The organism is Brevundimonas sp. FV2ps16 (genome assembly GCF_058681075.1).
The window spans coordinates 2,195,270-2,216,923 of the sequence record NZ_CM178728.1; the positions used below are offsets into that span (position 1 = coordinate 2,195,270).

The 21,654-nt window shown below is 65.4% G+C and carries 23 protein-coding genes and 3 tRNA genes; 11 read left to right on the forward strand and 15 right to left on the reverse strand.

Annotated features, from left to right (window positions below; genetic code table 11):
* The first annotated feature begins 328 nt into the window (after positions 1-328).
* Positions 329-3,358, forward strand: a complete 3,030-nt coding sequence (locus tag ACW170_RS10610; protein ID WP_492086657.1) for a TonB-dependent receptor domain-containing protein — start codon at positions 329-331, stop codon at positions 3,356-3,358.
* Positions 3,359-3,675: 317 nt separating this feature from the next.
* On the opposite strand, the gene ACW170_RS10615 is transcribed toward ACW170_RS10610, so the two are convergent.
* The 7 genes from ACW170_RS10615 to ACW170_RS10645 all read right to left on the reverse strand — a co-directional run bounded on the left by ACW170_RS10615 (position 3,676) and on the right by ACW170_RS10645 (position 8,049).
* Positions 3,676-3,765, reverse strand: a tRNA-Ser gene (locus tag ACW170_RS10615).
* Positions 3,766-3,850: 85 nt separating this feature from the next.
* On the reverse strand, positions 3,851-4,852 hold the full coding sequence (locus ACW170_RS10620; protein ID WP_492086658.1) for an NUDIX hydrolase: 1,002 nt from the start codon (positions 4,850-4,852) through the stop codon (positions 3,851-3,853).
* A 3-nt stretch (positions 4,853-4,855) separates the two neighbouring features.
* A complete protein-coding gene (locus ACW170_RS10625; protein ID WP_267516743.1) occupies positions 4,856-5,449 on the reverse strand; it encodes an HD family hydrolase in 594 nt (197 codons plus the stop codon).
* Between the two features lie 159 nt (positions 5,450-5,608).
* Positions 5,609-6,418: a methyltransferase type 11 gene (locus ACW170_RS10630; RefSeq protein ID WP_492086659.1), complete on the reverse strand. Its 810-nt coding sequence runs from the start codon at positions 6,416-6,418 to the stop codon at positions 5,609-5,611.
* A 56-nt stretch (positions 6,419-6,474) separates the two neighbouring features.
* The gene (locus ACW170_RS10635; RefSeq protein ID WP_492086660.1) at positions 6,475-7,335 is read right to left on the reverse strand and encodes an AAA family ATPase; all 861 of its coding nucleotides are present in this window, start codon (positions 7,333-7,335) and stop codon (positions 6,475-6,477) included.
* A gap of 63 nt (positions 7,336-7,398) precedes the next feature.
* The gene (locus ACW170_RS10640) at positions 7,399-7,596 is read right to left on the reverse strand and encodes a hypothetical protein (protein ID WP_492086661.1); all 198 of its coding nucleotides are present in this window, start codon (positions 7,594-7,596) and stop codon (positions 7,399-7,401) included.
* Positions 7,597-7,608: 12 nt separating this feature from the next.
* Positions 7,609-8,049 (reverse strand): hypothetical protein, encoded by a 441-nt coding sequence (locus tag ACW170_RS10645; protein WP_492086662.1) that lies wholly within the window; start codon positions 8,047-8,049, stop codon positions 7,609-7,611.
* Between the two features lie 153 nt (positions 8,050-8,202).
* Here ACW170_RS10645 and flbT point away from each other — a divergent pair, with 153 nt between their 5' ends.
* Together flbT and flaF are read left to right on the forward strand one after the other, a co-directional pair.
* On the forward strand, positions 8,203-8,625 hold the full coding sequence (flbT, locus tag ACW170_RS10650) for a flagellar biosynthesis repressor FlbT (protein WP_267516745.1): 423 nt from the start codon (positions 8,203-8,205) through the stop codon (positions 8,623-8,625).
* Positions 8,585-8,950, forward strand: coding sequence for a flagellar biosynthesis regulator FlaF (flaF, locus tag ACW170_RS10655; protein ID WP_492086663.1), 366 nt, complete (start codon positions 8,585-8,587; stop codon positions 8,948-8,950). Before flbT ends, flaF begins: the two co-directional genes overlap by 41 nt.
* Before the next feature lie 248 nt (positions 8,951-9,198).
* Here flaF and ACW170_RS10660 read toward each other — a convergent pair whose 3' ends face one another.
* The 7 genes from ACW170_RS10660 to ACW170_RS10690 all read right to left on the reverse strand — a co-directional run bounded on the left by ACW170_RS10660 (position 9,199) and on the right by ACW170_RS10690 (position 15,117).
* Positions 9,199-9,837 (reverse strand): exopolysaccharide biosynthesis protein, encoded by a 639-nt coding sequence (locus tag ACW170_RS10660; protein WP_492086664.1) that lies wholly within the window; start codon positions 9,835-9,837, stop codon positions 9,199-9,201.
* Between the two features lie 102 nt (positions 9,838-9,939).
* Positions 9,940-10,128: a DUF3008 family protein gene (locus ACW170_RS10665; protein ID WP_492086665.1), complete on the reverse strand. Its 189-nt coding sequence runs from the start codon at positions 10,126-10,128 to the stop codon at positions 9,940-9,942.
* Positions 10,129-10,158: 30 nt separating this feature from the next.
* Positions 10,159-11,328, reverse strand: a complete 1,170-nt coding sequence (locus ACW170_RS10670) for an isovaleryl-CoA dehydrogenase (RefSeq protein WP_492086666.1) — start codon at positions 11,326-11,328, stop codon at positions 10,159-10,161.
* A 44-nt stretch (positions 11,329-11,372) separates the two neighbouring features.
* Positions 11,373-13,148 carry a lysozyme gene (locus tag ACW170_RS10675; RefSeq protein WP_492086667.1) on the reverse strand — a complete coding sequence of 592 codons (1,776 nt, stop codon included), beginning with the start codon at positions 13,146-13,148 and terminating at the stop codon, positions 11,373-11,375.
* An 84-nt stretch (positions 13,149-13,232) separates the two neighbouring features.
* A complete protein-coding gene (mgtE, locus tag ACW170_RS10680; RefSeq protein ID WP_492086668.1) occupies positions 13,233-14,651 on the reverse strand; it encodes a magnesium transporter in 1,419 nt (472 codons plus the stop codon).
* A gap of 65 nt (positions 14,652-14,716) precedes the next feature.
* A tRNA-Leu gene (locus ACW170_RS10685) sits at positions 14,717-14,801 on the reverse strand.
* Positions 14,802-14,916: 115 nt separating this feature from the next.
* Positions 14,917-15,117, reverse strand: coding sequence for a FliM/FliN family flagellar motor switch protein (locus tag ACW170_RS10690; protein ID WP_373997434.1), 201 nt, complete (start codon positions 15,115-15,117; stop codon positions 14,917-14,919).
* A 116-nt stretch (positions 15,118-15,233) separates the two neighbouring features.
* Here ACW170_RS10690 and lipB point away from each other — a divergent pair, with 116 nt between their 5' ends.
* From lipB to ACW170_RS10710, 4 genes are all read left to right on the forward strand, one after another.
* Positions 15,234-15,950, forward strand: a complete 717-nt coding sequence (gene lipB, locus ACW170_RS10695; protein ID WP_492086669.1) for a lipoyl(octanoyl) transferase LipB — start codon at positions 15,234-15,236, stop codon at positions 15,948-15,950.
* Between the two features lie 126 nt (positions 15,951-16,076).
* Positions 16,077-17,561, forward strand: a complete 1,485-nt coding sequence (locus ACW170_RS10700) for a hypothetical protein (protein WP_492086670.1) — start codon at positions 16,077-16,079, stop codon at positions 17,559-17,561.
* 74 nt (positions 17,562-17,635) lie between these two features.
* Positions 17,636-18,130 carry a peptide-methionine (R)-S-oxide reductase MsrB gene (gene msrB, locus ACW170_RS10705; RefSeq protein ID WP_492086671.1) on the forward strand — a complete coding sequence of 165 codons (495 nt, stop codon included), beginning with the start codon at positions 17,636-17,638 and terminating at the stop codon, positions 18,128-18,130.
* A 48-nt stretch (positions 18,131-18,178) separates the two neighbouring features.
* Positions 18,179-18,760: a hypothetical protein gene (locus ACW170_RS10710; RefSeq protein ID WP_492086672.1), complete on the forward strand. Its 582-nt coding sequence runs from the start codon at positions 18,179-18,181 to the stop codon at positions 18,758-18,760.
* A gap of 75 nt (positions 18,761-18,835) precedes the next feature.
* On the opposite strand, the gene ACW170_RS10715 is transcribed toward ACW170_RS10710, so the two are convergent.
* A tRNA-Thr gene (locus ACW170_RS10715) sits at positions 18,836-18,910 on the reverse strand.
* Between the two features lie 110 nt (positions 18,911-19,020).
* On the opposite strand from ACW170_RS10715, the gene ACW170_RS10720 reads away from it, so the two are divergent.
* From ACW170_RS10720 to ACW170_RS10735, 4 genes are all read left to right on the forward strand, one after another.
* Positions 19,021-19,218 (forward strand): hypothetical protein, encoded by a 198-nt coding sequence (locus ACW170_RS10720; protein ID WP_492086673.1) that lies wholly within the window; start codon positions 19,021-19,023, stop codon positions 19,216-19,218.
* Positions 19,219-19,324: 106 nt separating this feature from the next.
* Positions 19,325-20,614: a UDP-N-acetylglucosamine 1-carboxyvinyltransferase gene (gene murA, locus ACW170_RS10725; RefSeq protein WP_492086674.1), complete on the forward strand. Its 1,290-nt coding sequence runs from the start codon at positions 19,325-19,327 to the stop codon at positions 20,612-20,614.
* The gene (locus tag ACW170_RS10730) at positions 20,604-21,089 is read left to right on the forward strand and encodes a DUF2948 family protein (protein ID WP_492086675.1); all 486 of its coding nucleotides are present in this window, start codon (positions 20,604-20,606) and stop codon (positions 21,087-21,089) included. The genes murA and ACW170_RS10730 overlap by 11 nt, the downstream gene beginning before the upstream one ends.
* Positions 21,086-21,553 (forward strand): UPF0262 family protein, encoded by a 468-nt coding sequence (locus ACW170_RS10735; RefSeq protein ID WP_492086676.1) that lies wholly within the window; start codon positions 21,086-21,088, stop codon positions 21,551-21,553. Before ACW170_RS10730 ends, ACW170_RS10735 begins: the two co-directional genes overlap by 4 nt.
* Positions 21,554-21,654: the final 101 nt, after the last annotated feature.

Consider the following 21,654-nt stretch of genomic DNA (forward strand, 5'->3'; position numbering starts at 1 on the left):
ATGCAGGCCCTGATTCTACGGAGTGTTTGGCGCATTCGGCCTTCGAGTAGGTCGATCCGCAAGGCGTGTGACATTAGGCGTGCAATAAAAAACCATCAGATCCAGTTTTCGGCGCAGAATTGACCTTCATGCTCGGTCTTTTTCGTCCTGATCGGTCATAACCACTATGTCGCCATATTGACACAGCTACGTCCGAAACGTGTCGCGAACTCGGAGTATTGGCATTAAATTGGGCTCTTTGGGTGGTCATTGGTATTGACACCAGTCGCGCGTCTGGGCGTGTTTGGACACCGTCAGTTTTTGGCGGTCTTCGCGACTGAGGGGCACGATGAACAATACCATTTTGAAACTGATGCTGACGACGAGCTTGTTGGCCTTGGCGGGGCAGGTGCAAGCGCAGACGGTAAGCGCCGCCCAGAACACCGCGACCGCCGACGACAAGGCCGAGGTCGGCGAGGTGGTTGTGACCGGCACGCGGATCGTGCGGCCGAACAACCAGTCCGCAGCGCCGGTCACGAGCGTCACCGCAGCGGAAATCGAGGCTTCGGCCGCGGTCAACATCGAAGAAATCCTCAACCGGCTGCCGCAGGTCGCGCCGGACAGCCAGCAGAACTATCAGGATTCCGACGGCCGCCAGCGTATCAAGCTGCGTAACCTCGGCTTTGAACGCACCCTCGTGCTGGTGGACGGCAAGCGTCTCGGGACGATGAACGGCCAGGACGCCGGCATCATTCCGACGTCGATGGTCCAGCGGATCGACGTCCTGTCGGGCGGCGCCTCTTCGGTTTACGGTTCTGACGCCATTTCGGGTGTGGTCAACTTCATCCTGAAGGATGATTTTGAAGGCCTGCAGCTGGACGCGAACTACAGCTTCTACAACCACGAGAACAAGACCACGATCGTCACGCCGGTTGCGCAGGCCTCGGCCTTCCCCACGCCGATCGGCACGGTCAACGACGGCGGTCGCAAAGACATCACCCTGACCTACGGCAAGCATCTGTTCGACGACGCCCTGACCCTGTCGGGCTTCGTGAACTACCGCGATGCGGACCTGGTCCCCTATTCGGATCGGGCCACATCGGCCTGCTACCTGACGCAAAGCGTTGCGGACGGCCCGTTGAGCTGCCTGGCGTCGACCTATACGCCGGCCGGCTATCTTTCGCCCCAGGGCGGCAGCAATAGCGGGTCAGTGTATCTGAACAATCCGGATGGTTCGCGCACCTTCGTGCCTTATGGCCTTGGCGAAGGCAAAGCCGCCAACCCCTACGACGGCTACTCGTACCAGCGGGAATCGGAGCGCCTGAACGCCGGCCTCTTCGGCACCCTGAAGCTGAACGACAGCGCCGAGATTTACGGGAACGTCATCTGGTTTAAGGATGAATCGTACAACCGCTTCCCGACGCGGGTCTACAGCTACACGGCGTACGGCAGCACGCCTTACAGCGTGAACTGCGACAACCCCCTGATGTCCGCTGCGCAAGCCACAGGGATCTGCGGAACCCAGGCCGGCACCTCGGCCATGATGCCGCTGGAAGTCCGCTATCGCTTCGACGAGCTGCCCTATACGTTGGCCACCTATGTGAATGAAGGCGTGCGGGCCACCGGCGGCGTTCGCGGCGTGTTCGGCAACGTCTGGAACTATGACATCGGCGGCGTCTATGCGCGCAACCAGATGGACTCCAACGGCGGCGCCTTCGCCGACTTCGCCAAGGTCAATCGGTCCTTGAACGTCGTCAACGTCAACGGCACGCCGACCTGCGTGTCAAAGGTCGACGGCACCGACCCCAACTGCGTGCCCTTCGACGCCTTCAAAGCGGGCAATAACGATCAGGCGCTGGCCGACTATCTGTTCACCGGCCAAAACGGCACGAGCACCGGCGTCGGCACCCTGTACGACCTGGTCGCCACGGTTTCGGGCGACCTAGCCGAGTACGGGATCGTCAGCCCCTGGGCGGATCAAGGCGTCGCGGTTTCGGCCGGCCTCGAGTACCGAGAAGAGCATTGGGAATCGACGGCTGACGCGATCTATCGTCTTGAAAACGGCGGGTCCGACGTCAGCCTCTCGCAGAGCGTCGTCGAAGGAAACATCGAGTTCCAGGCTCCGCTGATGGAAGAGCGCAAATATGCGCACCTGCTTCAGGTCAACGGCGGCTATCGTCTGTCGCGCTACGACACCAACCCGGAGACCTTCAGCACCTGGAAGATCGAAGGTCTGTACGCGCCGGTTCAGGACGTGACCTTCCGCGCCGCCTTCAACAAGGCCCAGCGCGCCCCGACGGTGATCGAGATGTCGCAGGCGTCGAACATCAGCTTCACGACCCAGGGCGGATCGCAAAACGACTTCTGCGCGGGCATCGCTCGCCAGATTCAGGATCCCAACGACCCGACGAAGCAAATCACCGTCATCGACGCCCCGACCGCTTCGCGCGAAGTCTGCCGTGCGACCGGCCTCAGCGACGCCCTGTACGGCAGCACCAGCCTGTCGTGCCCGAACTCGCAATGTACGGTTCGGACCGGCGGCTTCACGGTCGATCCCGAGACCGCCAATACGACCACCTTCGGCGTGGTTCTGCGCCCGCACTTCCTGCCGGGTCTGACCCTTTCGATCGACCGGTTCATCATCGATCTGGACGACTCGATCAACTACAACGACTATAGCTACTACCAGAACGGGTGCCTGACCAGCGGCGGCGATGCCTACTTCTGCGACAAGATCGTTCGCGATCCGGTCACGGGCGTCCTGTACAGCAGCGCCGCTTCCGAGCCGACCTCGGGCTTCATCAGCCAGGGCACGACCAACGCCTACAAGTCGAAATCCCATGGCTGGGACTTCCAGGGCCAGTACGGCCTCGAGCTGGAGCACATCGGCAAGTTCGACTGGACCTTCAACGGTTCGCTGTCCACGCGTCAGAGCGGCCAGGACTCGCCCCTGCGGCCCGAGATCAACTGCATCGGCTACTTCGGCTCGTGCGGTGGTCAGTTCGTGCCGGAATGGACGCACGGCCTGCGTACGACCTACACCATCCCGAACGATCGTCTGAGCGTGTCGGTGAACTGGCGCTACGTCTCGTCGCTGACCCACACGGCGAACTCCGGCGATCCTCTGCTGGGCTGGGTCGCAGGCAAAGAGCTGAAGACCTTCTACCGCATTCCGGCCTACAACTACTTCGACGTGTCGGTGGCCTATAAGGTGACGGATGATGCGTCGCTGCGGGTGTCGGCCAACAACATTCTGGATGAAGAGCCGCCGATCGTCCCGAACTCCTACAACGTCAGCCTGGCGCGGAATAACACCCTGCCTCAGCGCTATGACTCGCTGGGACGTCAGATTTCGATCGGCCTGACGGTCAACTTCTAAGCGGCTGATTCCAGCCTCCAAGGCCTGAGTCGTTTCGGCGGAGCTGCACCCTGCAGCTCCGCCGATTCAATTGGCGAAGAGCATGGCTTGTGTCGGCTGCAGGGCTGCTGCGAGCGTGGTTGGCCGTGGATCTAAGTGGGCGCCCTGGGGGCGCGTGGCGGCCGCACCGCTTCTCGACATCCATGACGCAGTTGCCGGAGCACTGTGTGGAGGCCGTTTTAAATTGAGGATCAGCGCCGCTTCGTCGCGTGACCGATGCGGCGAGGAAGCGCCGTATAGGGTCAGCCCTAGGCTGTCTCTTCTGCTCTAACGAAGAATGGCGGAGAGGGTGGGATTCGAACCCACGGTACCCTTCCAGGCACGCCGCATTTCGAGTGCGGTACATTCGACCACTCTGCCACCTCTCCGCGGTGCATAGTCGCTTGGTCGAGCGAGCGGCTTCTCTAATGGCAGGCGCGGCGTACCGCAAGCGCTCTGTGAAAGAATTCCGACCTATCTTTGCGCGGGCAGGGAAAGGCCCGGCGCGGCGCCGGTTTGGGGATCGACGCCCTTGAATCGAAACAGTTCCGCCGGGCGGCCGCCGGTGGCGGAGGATAGCTGTCCGGTGGGTTCGACGAGGCCTGTCCGTTCGACGCCGCGGCGGAAATTCTGTTTGTGCAGGGTGAGGCCCGAGACGGCCTCTGCGGCGGCCTGGAGCGTCGACAGGGTGAAGACGCCTGGGGTCAGGTCGAACAGGACCGGGCGGTACTTCAGCTTGCTGCGCAGACGGCCCAGGCCGGTCGCCAGGATGCGGCGGTGGTCCGAGGCCATGGTCATGCCGGGAAGGGCTGGGCCGGGAAGGGCTTGGCCGGGAAGAGCCGGGCCGGGCAGGGCAGGGGCCTTTGGCGGCTGGCCGGCGTCGCGCCAGGCCTCGGCGACCAGCCGGGCCTCGTACAGAAGCTCATAGCGTTCCAGCACCCGTTCCTCGTTCCACCGGTGGTCGGGCGTCAGGGCGAACAGGGCGCGGGCGCGGGCTTGGCGTTGGTCGTTTTCGCCGGCCCAGAGCGCTAGGCCTTGCGAGAGAGCCGCGCGCAGAGCCGGGTTGTCGGTGCGGCGATCTTCCCACGGGAAGATATCGAACACGGCGTCCCAGCGGGCGTCGTGGGTCTGGCCCTGTGTTTGGGCTTGGGCGGCGTCGGGGGTCAGGGCCAGATAGCCGACCGAGACCTCGCGTCTCTGATCGGCGGCGGGCGTGGCGCGGGGCGTGGCGCGGCCCGCGTCGCCGAAGGTGTAGAGCTGTTCGACGAAGCCGAGACGGAAGCCGGTCTGGTCGGTCACGAAGTCGCGCAGGGCCCGTTCGAAGGTGCGGTCGCGCACGGGATCGAAGGGGCCAAAGGGCAGGGCGCGGGCGCCGTCTTCGCCCTGGGTCGTCAGGACGACGGCCCGACGGTCCTTCAGCGCCATGACGACCACCGACAGGCCGATGCGCACGCCCTGATCCGCCGGTCCCGTCATCGCCTATTCCGTGTGCCAGGCGTCGTCGGCGGGCAGGAGGCCGACCGCCTTGGCCAGGACCTGATAGCGCTCCAGATAGCGGGCCTGGGCGATGGAGGCGGGCTGGGGCTCGATGATCAGGCTGTAGCCCGGCGGGGGAGAGCCGAAGAAGCCCAGCGACTCCTTTTCGTTGAACCCGGCCAGCTGCGTCGCCTCGAAATAGGCGCAGGCCTTGTCGGCCTTCTTGATCAGGGTCTTGATCGTCTGGGGCGTCTTGGGCGGCAGGCCGTAGCGGACGTGGATGGCCGCCTCGAGCCGCGCTTCGAAATCCTTGTAGCCCGAGCCCAGGGCCGCCTTGAACGGCGAGATCATGTCGCCGATCACGTATTCCGAGGCGTCGTGCAGCAGGGCGGCCAGGCGCCATTTGGGATCCAGGCCCGGCTTGATGTGGGCGGCGATCTCTTCGACCACGACACTGTGCTGGGCGACCGAGAAGGCGTGTTCGCCGATGGTCTGACCGTTCCAGCGGGCCACGCGGGCCAGGCCGTGGGCGATGTCCTCGATCTCGATGTCGAAGGGCGAGGGGTCGAGCAGGTCCAGGCGTCGACCGGACAACATGCGCTGCCAGGCGCGGACTTCGGTCTTCTTCTTGGGGCGCTCGGCCAAATCTTCGATCCTGATCGCATGTGGGCTGGTCAGGTGACGCAAAGCGGCGCGGGGATCAAGACTTGCGGGGCGATCCGGGCGGGTCGGATGCGTCCTGGCGTGAAAAAGTCGTCAGTCCCCGACGTTCAGGGCGACCAGTTCCTTGGCGGATTCGAAGACGCGGCCGTTCTTGGCCTTGGAACGCACGGTGGCGATGACCAGGGGGCCGCCGGCGGGGCCGCGCGCGACGAAGCCGACCTGACGCCAGGCGCCGGCCTCGACGCTGTCGTCGGCGAGCAGGAAGGTCATGCGCGTCGCTTCGCCCGGCGCCTGGGTGCGGACCTGGGTGGTTTCGCCGTCGGTCTGAACGCTGACCGCGCTGGTCTCCGTTCGCACGCCCTGGCCATCCTTGGACTCAATATTGATGCCCGCGATCCGCACGGTGGCGTTGTCCCCCTGGGTCTCGATATGGAGACCGGGCAGGCTGACGGTGGCGTCTTCGCCCTTGGTCTTGATGTTGACGCCGGGCGCCTCGACCGAGGCGTTTTCTTCGCCCGCCTCTGTCTCACGGGCGTCGATCCGCACCGCCGCCTGGGGGATCTCCGCCGAGAGACGGCGCTCATAGTCCCGCAGGACGTCTTCCGCCGTGCGGCCGTCCAGCTTGACCAGATAAAGCACCACCTCGGCGCCGCGCGGTCCGCCGTAGGTGCAGGAGCCGCCGCCGGGACTGGCCGATCCCTTGCGGGTCAGGACGCTGACGGTGTCGGGGCATTGCAGCCCGTCAACCACCTTCAGCACGCCCTGCGAGGCATTGTCCGAAGAGCGGGTGGTGGAGGTGGTGATGCGGACAGCGTTTTCGCCGTCGCACGCCGCCAGGCCGGCGCTGAGCATCGCAGCCGAAAAGCCGGCGGCCAGAAGACGATACGGGACGGTAACGCTCATGGTGCTCATTGTGATCGCTAAGCGCCGGTGATCCAGTGAAATCGCGGTAATGCCGCTCAGCCGCCGGGACGGGATCCGTCGCGCCGGCCCAGGAAGGCCAGCCGCTCGAACAGATGGATGTCCTGCTCGTTCTTCAGCAAGGCGCCGTGCAGGGGCGGGATCAGCTTGTTCGGCGTCTTCTCGCGCAGGGTCTCGGCGTCGATGTCGTCGACCAGCAGCAGCTTCAGCCAGTCCAGCAGTTCCGAGGTCGAGGGCTTCTTCTTCAGGCCCTGCGTGTCGCGGATCTCGTAGAAGGTCTTCAGCGCTTCCGACACCAGCCGCGGCTTGATGCCGGGGAAGTGGACATCGACGATGGCCGACAGGGTCTCGGCGTCGGGGAAGCGAATGTAGTGGAAGAAGCAGCGGCGCAGGAAGGCGTCGGGCAGCTCCTTTTCATTGTTCGAGGTGATGATGACGATCGGGCGGACCTCGGCCCGGATGGTCTCGTCGATCTCCTGAACATAGAATTCCATCCGGTCGAGCTCCTGCAGGAGGTCGTTGGGGAATTCGATATCGGCCTTGTCGATCTCGTCGATCAGCAGGACGGGGCGTATCGGGGCGGTGAAGGCCTCCCACAGCTTGCCCTTTTTCAGATAGTTGCGAACGTCGTGGACACGTTCGTCGCCCAGCTGGCTGTCGCGTAGGCGGCTGACGGCGTCATATTCGTACAGGCCGCTGTGGGCCTTGGTGGTCGATTTGACGTGCCAGGTGATCAGCGGGGCGTCGAAGGCCTTGGCGACCTCATAGGCCAGGACCGTCTTACCCGTGCCCGGCTCGCCCTTGATCAGCAGCGGACGCTCCAGCGCCACGGCTGCGTTCACCGCGACCTTCAGGTCCGGGGTGGCGATATAGTGGTCGGTGCCTTCGAACCGGCTCATGAAAAACCCGCTCCGTGAATGTCACGAAGCGGGTTAGCCGATCACTGCCGATATGAACAGCGATCAGGTGATCTGTTTGGCGGAGACGGGGTCGCTGGCGGGGAAGGTTTCCTCGATGCCTTCATCGACCAAGGCTTCTTCGCGGGACACGCCTTCCTTCATCCTATCCTCCAGTTGGTCCGGCTTGCCTTCTTCTGGGGCGATCTTCCGGGCGAACGGTGCATTTGTCGAAGCGTCGGTCTTGGCGTGATTGTCACTCATGGGTGGTCTTTCTCAGATTGTGGGTTTGTCTGCGTCTTGGTCTGGCGCGTATCCAAGCTGCTCGACGTCGTCGTCGTCGAGACGCCGGGCCTCCCAGTGGGCTGCGCTGGCCTGGGCGCCGCGCTCGTTTTCCATCAAACCCGAATAGACGAGTTCGATCTCGTCCTCGGACCGTGAACCGTTGCCATCTGCGTCCGACTGGCTGAGCGTCTCGCCGTCAGCGCCTAAAAGGGCGTCTGCCTCTCGTTCGACGCCGTCCAAGGCGAGCTGATCGTCCAGGTCGATATCGTCCTCGTCGAACTCATCCTCGTCGGCGTCGCCGTCGGCCTGGGTCAGGTCGAGAACCTGATCGGCTTCGTCCAACAGGATGTCGCCGTCGCCTTCGTCGTCGATATGGGTCTCGTCGAAGGTTTCCGACTGTTCCTGATCGTCCTGATAATCATTGTCCGGCATGGTCGCCTCCTGTGCAGACAGGAAACGTCGCGCCGGGTCAGGTGTTCCAGCGTCGCAGACAGACAAGAGATGGTTAACTCTCTTGGCTTAAGGTCCTATTCACTGGGATGGTCCATGATCGATGGGTTCCGCCAGTGGGGAGTTCGGTCGTCCATGGCCCTGAAGCTGTCGCTGAAGCCCGGCGAGAAGTTCGTGTTGAACGGCGCGGTGGTCCAGAACGGCGACCGCCGCGGCGTGCTGATCCTTCAGAACCGCGCCAGCGTGCTGCGCGAGAAGGACATCATGCAGGCGGAGGAAGTCACCACGCCTGCGCGTCGGATATATTTCCCGATTATGATGATGTATCTGGAAGAGGCGTCTGCGGCCAAGTTCTACGACGAGCTGGCGCTGCGCATTTCGGAGTTCATGGGGGCGACGAAGAACCCCGCCATTCTGGCCGAATGCGTCTCCGCCTCGCGCCACGTGCTGGCGCGTGAATACTACAAGGCCCTGATGGCCGCCCGTAAAATTGTCGAATACGAAGAGAAGGTGCTGAATGTCGCTTCAGGCGTACGCAGCGGCGACGACGCGGGCTGAAACCCCGCGCGATATGGAGTACCGGCTGTTCGGCCAGGTAACCCGCGCGCTGGTGCATGCCTCGACGGTCGACCAACGGGATTTGGCCACGCGCATCGACGCGCTGGATTGGAACCGGCGTCTGTGGTCGACGCTGGCCGCCGATTGCGGTGATCCGTCCAACGTGCTGCCGGCGGCTGTGCGGGCGCAGATCATCTCGCTGAGCCTGTTCGTCAATCGACACTCGTCGGCGGTCATGCGGGGCGAAGAGACCTTCCAGGACCTGATCGACATCAACCGGATGATGATGCAGGGGCTGGCGGCGGGCGTGCAGCAGGCGGCCTAAGCGCGCCTGACTTCACGAAATCGCGAAGCCTATTGTTGCAAGGCCTTGAGACGTCTTACCTTTCGAATCCCTGTTGAACAGTCGAAAGGAGGTGATCCAGTGTCTCATTGTCATCAATCGCGTGCGGTGGCCGCGACCCTGGTCCTCGTTGGAGGCCTGGCCTGATCCTTTCGGGCTGAGTTGCGGTCCGGCCGTTCGCGGTCAGACAATGAAGGGCCGTCGCGGCGACGCGGCGGCCCTTTTGTCATTCAGTGCAGCAACTGGCCGAACCAGCCGGCGACGTGATGCGCCACTTCGAACACCGTGCGCCAGATGAGGAACAGGTATAGGGCGCAGGCGGCGGTGGCGAGCGCGCCTAAAAGAATGGCGACCCCGTCTCTCTGCATCATCCCTAGGGCGAAGAAGACTAGGGCGATGCCGGGAAGGGCGTCGCCGAACGGGATGGGCAGGGCCATGATCAGCGCCAGGATCACGCAGATCAGGCCCGTGACCATATCGGCGACCTCGCCGGTCAGGAACGGAATACGAGGTTGGGTCAGATTCTCGACATACCGCACCGTCTTCATGATCCGCGACACCCCCGCGCGATAGGCCGCGCGACTGATGGAGGTGCGCAGCGCCCAGCGCGGCAGCCAGATCGAGCTGCGCTGAAAGGCCAGTTCCAGCGACATCAGGATGATCGGAACCGCGAACACCGCCTTGCCGCCCGGCGGCCAAGGCAGCAGGGCCAGCATGGAGAGGATCAGGATCATGGCCCCGAAGCCGCGCTCGCCGAAGGCCGCAACCAGCTCCTCGAGCTTCAACTTGGGGTCGTCGCCTTCGCCAAGCTCCTCGATCACGTCCGAGAAGAGCCGCAGGTCGTCGTTCGGCTTGTCGTGGGCGGGCATCAGGCGCGGGGCTCAGGAGAGGAGTTTCGCCATTTAGGCGCAGAGAGGTTTCACCGCCACTTAACGAACGGCAACAAAGCCGAATAATCGCGCCTGAGGCGGCTATTTCTTCGCCGCGTGCTCGGGTTTGCCCTTCCGCCTGGTGTGGGCGAAGTCTTCGAGCAGCTTTTCGCTCATCGACTCGACCATCGACTTGGACGCGCCTTTCAGTTCAGACTTGGGCGTGTCGCCGCGCTTGGCCGACAGGGCGGCGCCGGCGGCCTTTTGCTGGGCGGCGGATTTTGCAGGCATGGGATGTCTCCTTCCGCCCGGAACAAGCCGTCAGCCGCCCAGCAGTTCCCGACCGATCAGGAAGCGACGGATCTCGTTGGTGCCGGCGCCGATGTCATAGAGTTTGGCGTCGCGGACCAGGCGTTCGACCGGCCATTCCTTGGTGTAGCCGGCGCCGCCGAGAGCCTGGACGGCCTCCAAGGTGACCTTCACCGCATTCTCGGAAGCCAACAGGATGGCGCCGGCGGCGTCATAGCGGGTGGTCAGGCCGGCGTCGCAGGCGCGGGCGACGGAATAGACATAGGCCCGGGCGCTGTTCAGGGCGACGTACATGTCGGCCACCTTGGCCTGCATCAGCTGGAAGCTGCCGATCGGCTTGCCGAACTGTTTGCGGTCGCGGACGTAGGGCAGGACCACGTCCAGCGCGGCCTGCATAATGCCCAGCGGGCCGGCGGCCAGGACCGCGCGCTCATAGTCCAGGCCGCTCATCAGCACGCCGGCGCCGCCGCCCAGCGGGCCCATGATGTTCTCCTCAGGGACCTCGCAGTCCTCGAACACCAGCTCGGCGGTGTCGGAACCGCGCATGCCCATCTTGTCCAGCTTCTTGGAGACGCTGAAACCCTTCATGCCCTTTTCGATCAGGAAGGCGGTGCAGCCCTTTGATCCGGCGTCGGGATCGGTCTTGGCGTAGACGACCAGGGTGTCGGCGTGGGGCGCGTTGGTGATCCAGAACTTGGTCCCGTTCAAGACGTAGCGGTCGCCCTGTTTGTCGGCGCGGGCGCGCATCGACATGACGTCCGAGCCGGAGCCGGCTTCAGACATGGCCAGAGAGCCGACGTGCTCGCCGCTGATCAGCTTGGGCAGATATTTCTGCTTCTGCTCGGGCGTGCCCCAGCGGCGGATCTGGTTGACGCACAGATTGGAGTGGGCGCCGTAGCTGAGGCCGATTGAGGCCGAGGCGCGCGACACCTCTTCCATCGCCACGACATGTTCCAGATAGCCCAGGCCCAGGCCGCCGTAGTCTTCCTCGACCGTGATTCCGTGCAGGCCCAGCTCGCCCATCTCGGGCCAGAGTTCGCGTCGGAAGGTGTTGGTCGCGTCGATCTCGGCGGCCAGGGGCGCCAGTCGGTCGGCCGCCCAGCGGGCGGTCGTGTCGCGAATCGCGTCGGCGTTCTCGCCGAGGCCGAATTCCATGGATTGGGGCGCGAAGGGAATGCTCATGCGCGAAGGGTTAGCATCGTGCATGAGCTTTCGCAAAACCCCTGTCAGGCGCGATCGACGCGCCCCCAGCGCTGGTACAGGTTGAAGCCCGAGACGCCGACGCAGGCCAGGGCGATGACCACCAGAAGCCAGCCGATCAAGCCCGTGTCGCCGTTCGACTGGGACGACTGGCGGAAGGCCGCCATGGCGGCGCCGAATGACAGCAGGCCGATGCCGCCCATGACCAGGAAGGTCAGGGTTTCGGTCCATTCGAACTTGAAAGAGGGTGCGGTCGGACGCGCGGGCGGCTCTGCCGCGCTTTCCTGCTCCACCAAGGTCGCTTCCTGCTCGAAGAGGGGCGTTTGGTCGGGGTGCGTCAAGTCGTTGTGTTCGGGCCAGACCAGGCGCGTCTCGGTAGACGAGGGCTGAGCCTCCGGCGCACCCGTCAGGGCCAGGGGCGCGACTTCAAATGGCGCGACCGTCGGCTGGGCGGCGGACACGAAGGTCGGCACTTCCACGGGCGGTTCGCTCGATTCGACGGCGGGCGCCGACGGGGACGTGGACGTCGGCGCTTCTATTGCCTGCGCGGCTTCGTCTGGCTCCGCCTCGTCGGCGACCTCGATCTGCTGTTCGGCGTCGTCGGGTTGGGCGAAGAGCGTGGTCGCCGCAGTGGGCTCCGCCTCAGGCTCTGGTGTCGGCTTGATCTCCGCGTGGATTTCGGCGGCGGGCAGATCCGCCGCTGCCTCTTCCGACGGGGTTTTCGGAGATCCAGACACCAGATCGGCGGGCGGGGCGTCGTTGGCCGCTGCAGCCGGAGCAGGAGCCGGAGCCGGGCGGGGCGCGCGAATGCCGAAACCGGACAATGGGCCCAGGGCGCGCACCGCGTAGGGCGAATAGAAGGTCGCCGCGCTGGTCATCACCGGCGACGCCGGTCTGGGCGAAGGGGAAACCGGCTCGGCAGGCGCAGACGGTTCGACGGCGCCATCGGCCGCCTGAACCGATTCGCCCTCTTTATCCTCGACCGGCGTGTCCTCGGGCGTGACGTCGGGCGCCGCCGCCTCGGCCGAGCCATCGATGTCGGCTTCGGAGGGCGACGGGGGCGTTTCGAGGACAGACGAGGTTTCGGTCTTGGGACTCTCTTCAATCGCTTCAACCGACCCGTCGTCCTCGACATCCCCCAGCAAGGCGGAGACGGCGGCTTCCCGCGTCATCGGCGGGGGAGCCTCGGACGTTTCGACCACGGCGAGTGACGGCGGGAAGGCCGGGAAGGGCGCAGGCGCGGCGGAGTCCGTCTCTGCCTCGTCAGAGCGAGGCTCCGCCTCGACCGTGCTTTCCACCAGGGTGGCTGTGGCGGGAGGCAGGGGGGCGGCGAGCAGGTCGGCCAAGGACGCCGGCGTTTCAGGATTTGCGACGAACAGGGCGCGTTCGGCGGCGCGGCGGCGCGGCGGGGTGACGACATCAACGTCTTCCACCCAGGACATCAAGGCGTCAGCGGCCTCCAATGGCGCGCCGGCGTTCAGGCGCGCCAGGACATCGGACGTCTTGAAGCGGTCAACGCCCACCGAAAAGGCGAAACTGGCCAGGGCGTCGAACTGGTGCTGGTTTAGAGGCGCCTGGATCGCCTTGACCGTCTGCGCCACTGGAATGAGGTCGTACTGGAGCAGGAGTTCGGCGTCGCTTTCGGACACCGTCAGGCCTTCACGCGCCGACTGGGTGTGCCCGTAGCCGATGGTCCAGCGGCCGTCGGCGCGCTGAATGGCTCGCGGGCGGAACCCCTCGAAGCTCTTGATCAGAATGACCCCCTCGCGGGAGATCTTGGTCGGTTTCGATGTGTCAGACACAGATGTTGCCCCAAAGCGAGACGGCGGCGCGGCTTGTACCCCCCGTCCAGCAAACATGGGGCCAGCAAACATGGGGTCAGATATTTACAACAGAACCATGGTGGCGAGACCGAGGAAGATCAGAAAGCCGAAGAAATCTGTCGTCGCAGTCACGAAGACGGCGGACGAGACGGCAGGGTCGAACTTCAGCTTCGACAGGGTCAGCGGCGTCAGCACGCCGATACAGGCCGCAACCAGCAGGTTCAGGATCATGGCCGCGCCGATCACCAGCCCGATCCGCCAATCCTCGTCGCGGAACCAGAAGCCCGCCGCGACGCCGATCAGGGGGGCCAGGACCATGCCGTTGGCGACGCCCACCGCCAGCTCGCGCAGGAAGGTGCGCATGGCGTTGGCCGAGTTCAGTTCGCGCGTGGCCAGGGCGCGCACGGTGACGGTCAGGGCCTGGGTGCCGGCGTTGCCGCCAATGGCCGAGACGATGGGCATCAGGACCGCCAGGGCCACGATCTGCTGGATGGTGCCTTCGAACAGGCCGATGACGCTGGCCCCCAGGGCCGCCGTCGCCAGATTGATGGCCAGCCAGGGCACGCGGCCGCGCACGATCTCGGAGACGGATGAGCCGCGATCCTCATCGGCGACGCCGGCCAGGCGCAGGATGTCCTCGCGGTTCTCTTCCTGAATGATGTTGACGATGTCATCGACGGTGATCTGACCCACCAGCCGTCCGGCCGCGTCTACGACCGGGGCCGAGATCAGGTGATATTTCTCGAAGATATAGGCGACCTCTTCCTGGTCCTGATCGACGGCGATCTCGTTGATCGGCTCCATCAGGTCGGCCAGGGCGGCGCTGCGCGGCGCGCGCAGCAGGCCGCTGATCGGCACGCCGCCGACGGGGCGGTTCAGCGGATCGACCACATAGATGTCGAAGAACAGCTCCGGCAGGTCGTCGCCCTGTTTGCGGATGTGGTCGATGGTGTCGCCGACGCTCCAGAACTGGGGCGCGGCCATCACCTCGCGTTGCATCAGGCGGCCTGCGGACTCCTCGTCGTAGCCCAGGCTGTTTTCGATCGCGGCGCGGTCGACGTCGGGCATGGCCGCCAAGACGCGTTCGCGCTGGTCGTCCTCCAGGTCCTCGACCACGGCGGCGGCATCGTCGGAATCCAGCTCTTGCAGGGCCTCGGCCAAGGTTCCGTGCGGCACCCGCTCCAGCACCTCTTCGCGAATGCCGTCGTCCAGCTCGGGAAGGGTTTCCGCCAGCAGCTCAGGCGGCAGCCACAGCACCACGACAGCGCGGTGTTCCGACGTCAGGAAGCCCATCAGGTCGGCGACGTCGGCGGGGTGCAGATCCTCCAACAGCGACCGCAGCCGCATGCCGTCGCCGTCGTCGGCGGCGTCCACGACTTTTTCGACGAATTGAGGGGTGAGGACATAGTCCTCGTCCAGGGCGGCGTGGTCTTCGTTATCGGGCGCTTCGGCTGGAGCGAAGGCGGAGTCCGTGGTGCTCACGTGGTCGCCTCCCTTGGTAGAATGTCCAGCCGTAGTTAGCCGATGAATCGCCCTGTTTAGCCAGATGGTGCGGTCGAGAAGACTCGAACTTCCACGGGTTGCCCCACAGCGACCTCAACGCTGCGCGTCTACCAATTCCGCCACGACCGCTCGCATCGGAGCGGCGGCGAATAGACGAAGCCGCCGGAAAAGGAAAGGGGAATTGAGCAAGGCGCAGCGCATGAAATACGGCGCGGAAAATCGCGCGCCTATTTGCGGCCTGAAGTCACGCCGAGCCTGCCATGAAGTCGTACAGGTCGGCCGGACGGGTGACTGTGATGGCGATCCGGTCGTCGCGAATCTCGATCTCGCCACGGGCGACCGGGTGGTTGTTCGCCAGGATCCAGACTTCTTCGCCCTCGGCCGCATCCAGGGGAATCACGGCGCCGCGACCCATCCGCAGCAGTTGCGACATCGGCAGCACCATACGGCCCAGCACCACTGAAATTTCGACGTCGACGGCGTTGATCTGGGACACAGGCGCTCTCTTTCACTGCGAGGTCGTCACTTGCGCAAACGCCTCGGGCTGCACATTGAAGCCTTATGCTTGCCGACCCGTTAAGTCCTGACCTTTCGAAGCTGCGCCGCGACGATGATCAACCCGTCGAATGGGTCGTGTCCTCGAGCTATGTCGATTATGCCGCAGCCGAGGCCTTCATGGAGGCCCGCGTCGCCGCCATTGCGGCGGGGGAGGCGGGCGAGATGGTGTGGCTGCTGGAGCATCCGCCACTTTATACCGCCGGGGTCTCGGCGCGGGACGAGGACCTACTCGACGCGGGTCGGTTTCCCGTCCACCGGACGGGGCGGGGCGGGCAGTTCACCTATCACGGGCCGGGCCAGAGGGTCGCCTATGTGATGCTGGACCTGAACCGCCGCGGGCGAGATGTGCGCACCTTCGTGCGAGGCCTGGAGCAGTGGCTGATCGGCGGCCTGGGTCAGTTCGGGGTCAAGGCGGACGTGCGCGAAGGTCGCGTCGGTGTTTGGGTCGAACGCAAGGGCGCCGGCTGGGCGCGCGAGGACAAGATCGCCGCCATTGGCGTCAAGGTGCGCAAATGGGTCAGCTTCCACGGTATCAGCCTGAACGTCGAACCGGATCTGGACCATTTCGGCGGCATCGTGCCCTGCGGCATTCAGGAGCACGGGGTCACCAGCCTGGTCGATCTGGGCGTTCTGGCGACGATGGATGAGGCGGACGCCGCCCTGAAGTCCAGTTTCGCGCGCCTGTTCGGCGCGGTGATAGAGCGCCCGGCGCCGCTTTGAACACCGGCCGGATCGGCGCAATCGGTGTGACATTTGGGCGAAAGGGGGGCAGCAGGGGTTGGCAAGCGTAGGAGGCTTAAGGTTTAACGTCGGCGCCAAGCTTATCGCCCAAGCCCAGGAGCCTCCATGAACCGCCTGATCGCCGCCGCTTCGGCCGCCGTCCTGTCCCTGACCCTGGCCTCCGGCGCCGCCTCGGCGCAGGACTTCCGCGCCCTGGCGCAGCAGGACCTACAGACCGTCCATGACACGCTGGCCGCCAACCACCCCGCCGCCGTCGTGCCGGGCGCGCCCAGCGAAGCCTTCCGCGCCTGGATCGACGCCGGTCTGGCTGACGCCCAGTCCAAGGTCGGCCGCGTCAACAGCGGCGACAGCCATGCCTATCTGCTGCGCTATTACGCCAACGGCTTCCGGGACTCGAACATCTCGGTAACCCCGACCTATGAAGGGCTCGGCCCTTTCTTCGCCGTCGGCTGGTCGGGCGTGACCATGGCCTGGCGTGACGGCAAATATGTCGTCGCCAATGTGAAGCCTGGCGTCCGCAACCTGCCGCCCGTCGGTTCGGTTCTGATCGACTGCCTGGGCAAGAGCGCCGCCGACCTGGCCGCCGAACGTCTGGATCGCTGGGAAGGCGATCTGACCACCGAGGCGGATCGGGTCCGCACTGCGCCTTATCTGCTGTGGAACCGCAACAATCCGTTCGCCGGCGGCTTGCCGCCCTTGTGCAACTTCCAGACCGGCCGTCGCACCAAGGAATATCAGCTGCAGGGCCAGCCGGCCGACGCCGCCGCCCTCGAAGCGGCTTATCGCGCCACCGTGTACACGCCCGGCGCGACGCCTTTGGCGATCGAGAGCGTAAACGGCCGCCCGTGGCTGCATGTTCACACTCTGGGCGACAAGGCCGATTTTGACGCCTTCTTCGCCGCCGTCGACGCCCAACTGAGCGCGATCCGTGGACCGCAGGGCTTTGTCATCGATCTGCGCGGCGCCAATGGCGCATCGCTGAACGCGACGGGACGCGGCTATGTTCTGGCCAACCATATCTGGACGCCGGAATTCACGGTCAGCCGTCAGCCTGAAGCGGGGTCGATCACCTATCGCGCCACGGCCGCCAACCGTCAGTGGTTCGCCGACACCCTGGGTCGGATGCAGGCCGATCCGCGCTTCGTTCAGGAGTCGGGCGCGGTGATCGAACAGACCCAGGCCATCGTCGCCGCCTTCGACTCGGCCCTGGCCGCCGGTCAGGCCACCTTCACCCTGCCGGGCCGTCCGTCGGTGCCAGATACCGGCGCCGCCAATCCGGTCGCCGGGCCGGTGATCGTTCTGGTGGACGGGGGCTGCACCAGCGGCTGTCTCGACACGCTGGACCTGCTGACCCGCCTGCCGAACGTGCGTCTGGCCGGATCGACCACGGCCGAAGACACGATCTTCATCGAGCCGACGGTACAGCGCCTGCCGTCCAACTATGCGGACCTCACCTATGGTCATAAGGCCTGGATGACCCGTCAGCGCGGCAACGACGCCCCGTTCGTCCCGACGCAGGGCCTGGCCTACACCGGCAACCCGACGGATGAAGCCGCCGTTCGGGCCTGGGTCGGCACGCTGTTCCAGTAAAATCGTCCGCAAAGCGCGGGCTATGGGGGCGGGCAGGGGTGGAACCTCGGCCCGCCCCTTCTTATTTGAGATCCATGACCGATCTCGCCTCGCCCACTGACCGCCTCCGTTCGCCTTCGGGCTATGATCTGACCCCGCCGGACGAGACGGAGCGCGCCCGGCTGGAGGCCGACCTGAACCCCGAGGAAAAGCGCGTCCTGCTGTCGCACGGCACCGAAGCGCCCTTCTGCGGCACATTGCTGGGCGAGAAGCGGGCCGGGGTCTTCTGCTGCCGGGAATGTGGTCTGCCTCTATTCAAGAGTGGGACCAAGTTCGAGAGCGGGACCGGCTGGCCCAGCTTCACCGAGCCGGTCGATCCGGCCCATGTCAACGAGGTCCGCGACACCAGCTATGGCATGGTCCGGATCGAGACCCAGTGCGCGCGCTGCGGCAGCCACCAGGGCCACGTCTTCCCTGACGGACCTCCGCCGACCGGGAATCGCTACTGCATCAACTCGGTGGCGCTCAGCTTCGTTGCTGCGGGCGAGCCCCTGCCGGACCCGTTGCGGCGGGGTGATGGAAACGCCTGACCTTGGCCTTATTCGCCGTGCTAGGATGATGTCGAAGGGAGACGGCGCATGTTGATCGCAGGATTATTGGTCGCCATGACCATGACGGCTTCGGACGGCGACCCTGACGGCGTGGTCGCCACCGCGCCTTCGAACGCTCCGACCCTGGCTCAGGCCATGAACGCCGCTCCGGAGGCTGCTGTTGCGGCTCCGACCGCCCAGGACGCCCAGCCGCACGGCCTGACCACCGAACAGCAGATCCAGCACTGGCTGGACAGCCGCACGCCGGGCGCCAGCTTCGACGAAGCCTCCGTGCCCGGGCCCCAGGACGACCGCCAGATGCACGGCATGGTCGAGGCGGGAATCGGCACCGGCGGCTACCGCAGCTACGGCGCGGCGGTCTCTATGCCGATCGGCGAGAACGGCCGTCTGGACCTGGCGTATCGCGAGGGACGCAACGAACCCTGGGGATACGGCTACGGCGGTGGATACGGCCTGCGCGGGCCGGGCTTCTATTCGCCCTACGGCGCGGTTCGCGGTCACGGCGCCGATTCGACCAGCAAGTCGCTGTCGATGGGGTTCAGTTGGAGCAAGGATAAGGACGCGGACGAGCGGGATTCGTGGCGGCGAGGGCTGTCGGCTTACGATTGAACGCGGCCTAGCGTTTCTACCGACCCAGAAGTGCAAAAAAGGCCCGGCGAAAGCCGGGCCTTTTTCAGTCTCAGATGGTGCCGCCGGGGGGAATCGAACCCACGACCTCAGCCTTACCAAGGATGCGCTCTACCACTGAGCTACGGCGGCCCCGACTGAGGAAGCGGCCGTATAGCCAGAGGCTTCCGGGGAGGGAAGCGGTTTTTTGACGATCTGAAAGAAAGTTTGGACAAGGCCCCTGATCACGGCATTCTAGCGCCATGACTCGCCCCCCGCATGACGCCGATATCCCGCCTGCCGCGACCATCGCAGCGCCGACCGCCGAATCGAGCGCGCCGTCGGAGGTGGAGCGGGCGCGAGCCGAGCGGGCGATCCGGCTGGCCTCGGCCCTGCGGGCCAATCTGAGGCGACGAAAGGCGCCGGCCCGCACGGCGCCCAGGCCCAAAGACAGCAACTGAAAGTCATCGGCTCGCGCCCGCTCCGCCCTTTGGCAAGCGGGCTCCGGCTTGCTAGAGAACCATCCCCCCCCCGAGGCGTTTCCTTCGGGCGCGCTTCAAGGACGTCATGGACAGTATCGCCATTCAGGGCGGCGCCCAGCTTTTCGGGGATATTCCCGTCAGCGGCGCCAAGAACTCCGCCATCAAGCTGATGGCCGCCTCGATCCTGACGGATCAGCCCCTGTTGCTGACCAATATGCCGCGCCTGGCGGACACGCGGTTCCTGGGTCAGCTTCTGCGCCAGTTCGGCGTCGAGGTGACCGAACGCGACGGTGCGGACGGGCAGGAGAGCCTGTTCCACGCCCAGACCCTCAGCTCCACCTTCGCCCCCTATGATCTGGTTCGGCAGATGCGGGCCTCGTTCAATGTGCTGGGGCCGCTGCTGGCCCGGACCGGCGAGGCCAAGGTGTCGTTGCCCGGCGGCTGCACGATCGGCGCCCGTCCGGTGGACCTGCACCTTCAGGCCCTGACGGCCCTCGGCGCCGAGATCGAGCTGGAGGAGGGCTATGTGACCGCCAAGGCCCCGTCCGGCTTGAAGGGCGCAGAGATCGAGTTTCCGTTCGTCTCGGTCGGCGCCACCGAACACGCCCTGCTGGCGGCCGTGCTGGCCGAGGGGACAACGGTTCTGCGTCGCGCCGCGCGCGAGCCTGAGATCGGCGACCTGGCCCGCTGCCTGATGGCGATGGGGGCGAAGATCGATGGGATCGACACCGACGTCCTGACCATCACCGGGGTCTCGTCGCTGAGCGGCACGACCTGGTCGGTGATTCCCGACCGCATCGAAATGGGCTCCTACGCCGTCGCCGCCGCCATGGCGGGCGGAGAGGTGCGGCTGACCAAGGCGCGGGCCGATCTGATCGCCGCCCTGACCGACAAGATGATCGAGGCCGGGGTCGAGGTGTCGCCGACCGACGACGGCGTCCTGATCAAGCGGGACCCCAAGGTCCGGCTGCAGGCGGTCGATATCGAGACCGCCATCTATCCCGGCTTCGCCACAGATCTGCAGGCCCAGTTCATGGCCCTGATGACCACCGCCGACGGCGTCAGCACCGTGCGCGAGACCATTTTCGAAAACCGGTTCATGCATGTGCCGGAGCTGGCGCGGCTGGGGGCCGAGATCTCGGTCCACGCGGGCGAGGCACAGGTTCACGGGGTTGAGATGCTGCACGGCGCCCAGGTGATGGCCACCGACCTGCGGGCCTCCATGTGCCTGGTCATCGCCGGCCTCGTCGCCCAGGGTGAGACGACCGTCGGGCGCGTCTATCATCTGGATCGCGGTTTCGAGCGTCTGGAAGAAAAGCTCGGTGCGTGCGGCGCCGATATTCGTCGGATAAAGGGAACGGGTGATGAGCACTGAGATCGACGCCGTCCCTCCCGTTCCCAGCACGCCGGTCGAGCCGCTGCGCCTGCTGGCGGAGGACGCCGACGATCTGCAGATCATCTCCGCCGCCCTTCAGGACGCAATCCTGAGGCCCGTCGACATCGTCTGGGAGAAACAGGCGCGCACCCTGACCATCGCCTTCAGCCGCTTCTGCTGGGAATGTGGCGGCACACGGGTGATGTGCGCCATGCAATTCGGGGACGTGATGGCGGTCAAGAGCCGCCGTCTGTCGCGCAGTCCCGACGCCTCTTTGGAACTTCTGGCCCTGGACTTCCTGCCGGCCGAGGCGCCGGGCGGACGGGTGATTCTGATGTTCGCGGGCGGCGGCGATCTGCGGATCGACGTCGAATGTCTGGACGCAGTGGTCACGGACATCTCGGAGCGGTGGCCGGCGCGGGTGGCGCCGACCCACCTGGACGCCCCCGAACTGGATGAAGGGAATGCGGCATGAGCGGTCCCCAAAGGCTGGCTTCGGTCCAACTGGACACGGTCACCCTGCCGGCGGCGACGGCCGAGATCGAACATGAGCGGCGTGTCGCCATCTTCGACCTAGTTGAGAAGAACAGTTTCGAGCCCGTGGGGGCGGAAAGCGGACCTTACCGGTTGAAGCTGTCGCTGCAGGACAATCGGCTGGTGTTCGACATCGACGGCGAGGGCTTCGCCCGGACCTACGCCATCAGTCTGACGCCGCTGAAGAACGTCATCAGGGACTATCTGCTGATCTGCGACAGCTACTATGAGGCCCTGCGCGGCTCGTCTCCCAGCCAGATCGAATCGGTCGACATGGGCCGTCGCGGCTTGCACAATGAAGGCGCCGATCAGCTCAAGACGCGTCTGGACGGCAAGATCGTGGTCGATCACGAGACCGCGCGACGGCTGTTTACGCTGCTCTGCGCCCTCTACCGTCGCGGCTGACCTCGACTATCTCTGCGTTTTCGGGCATTAGGCCCGTCCATTCCGCCCCTCGCGCCCGCCCGGCGTGGGGTCGAACGCATATTCAACGGGCGCGAGAGGCC

Coding starts and splice junctions, on each gene's coding strand:
- ACW170_RS10610 (WP_492086657.1), top strand. CDS start 329: ATGAACAATACCATTTTGAAACTGATGCTGACGACGAGCTTGTTGGCC.
- ACW170_RS10620 (WP_492086658.1), bottom strand. CDS start 4,852: ATGACGGGACCGGCGGATCAGGGCGTGCGCATCGGCCTGTCGGTGGTC.
- ACW170_RS10625 (WP_267516743.1), bottom strand. CDS start 5,449: ATGTTGTCCGGTCGACGCCTGGACCTGCTCGACCCCTCGCCCTTCGAC.
- ACW170_RS10630 (WP_492086659.1), bottom strand. CDS start 6,418: ATGAGCGTTACCGTCCCGTATCGTCTTCTGGCCGCCGGCTTTTCGGCT.
- ACW170_RS10635 (WP_492086660.1), bottom strand. CDS start 7,335: ATGAGCCGGTTCGAAGGCACCGACCACTATATCGCCACCCCGGACCTG.
- ACW170_RS10640 (WP_492086661.1), bottom strand. CDS start 7,596: ATGAGTGACAATCACGCCAAGACCGACGCTTCGACAAATGCACCGTTC.
- ACW170_RS10645 (WP_492086662.1), bottom strand. CDS start 8,049: ATGCCGGACAATGATTATCAGGACGATCAGGAACAGTCGGAAACCTTC.
- flbT (WP_267516745.1), top strand. CDS start 8,203: ATGGCCCTGAAGCTGTCGCTGAAGCCCGGCGAGAAGTTCGTGTTGAAC.
- flaF (WP_492086663.1), top strand. CDS start 8,585: ATGTCGCTTCAGGCGTACGCAGCGGCGACGACGCGGGCTGAAACCCCG.
- ACW170_RS10660 (WP_492086664.1), bottom strand. CDS start 9,837: ATGCCCGCCCACGACAAGCCGAACGACGACCTGCGGCTCTTCTCGGAC.
- ACW170_RS10665 (WP_492086665.1), bottom strand. CDS start 10,128: ATGCCTGCAAAATCCGCCGCCCAGCAAAAGGCCGCCGGCGCCGCCCTG.
- ACW170_RS10670 (WP_492086666.1), bottom strand. CDS start 11,328: ATGAGCATTCCCTTCGCGCCCCAATCCATGGAATTCGGCCTCGGCGAG.
- ACW170_RS10690 (WP_373997434.1), bottom strand. CDS start 15,117: ATGGTGCTGCCGATGTCGCAACTGCTGCGGATGGGTCGCGGCGCCGTG.
- lipB (WP_492086669.1), top strand. CDS start 15,234: ATGCTTGCCGACCCGTTAAGTCCTGACCTTTCGAAGCTGCGCCGCGAC.
- ACW170_RS10700 (WP_492086670.1), top strand. CDS start 16,077: ATGAACCGCCTGATCGCCGCCGCTTCGGCCGCCGTCCTGTCCCTGACC.
- msrB (WP_492086671.1), top strand. CDS start 17,636: ATGACCGATCTCGCCTCGCCCACTGACCGCCTCCGTTCGCCTTCGGGC.
- ACW170_RS10710 (WP_492086672.1), top strand. CDS start 18,179: ATGTTGATCGCAGGATTATTGGTCGCCATGACCATGACGGCTTCGGAC.
- ACW170_RS10720 (WP_492086673.1), top strand. CDS start 19,021: ATGACTCGCCCCCCGCATGACGCCGATATCCCGCCTGCCGCGACCATC.
- murA (WP_492086674.1), top strand. CDS start 19,325: ATGGACAGTATCGCCATTCAGGGCGGCGCCCAGCTTTTCGGGGATATT.
- ACW170_RS10730 (WP_492086675.1), top strand. CDS start 20,604: ATGAGCACTGAGATCGACGCCGTCCCTCCCGTTCCCAGCACGCCGGTC.
- ACW170_RS10735 (WP_492086676.1), top strand. CDS start 21,086: ATGAGCGGTCCCCAAAGGCTGGCTTCGGTCCAACTGGACACGGTCACC.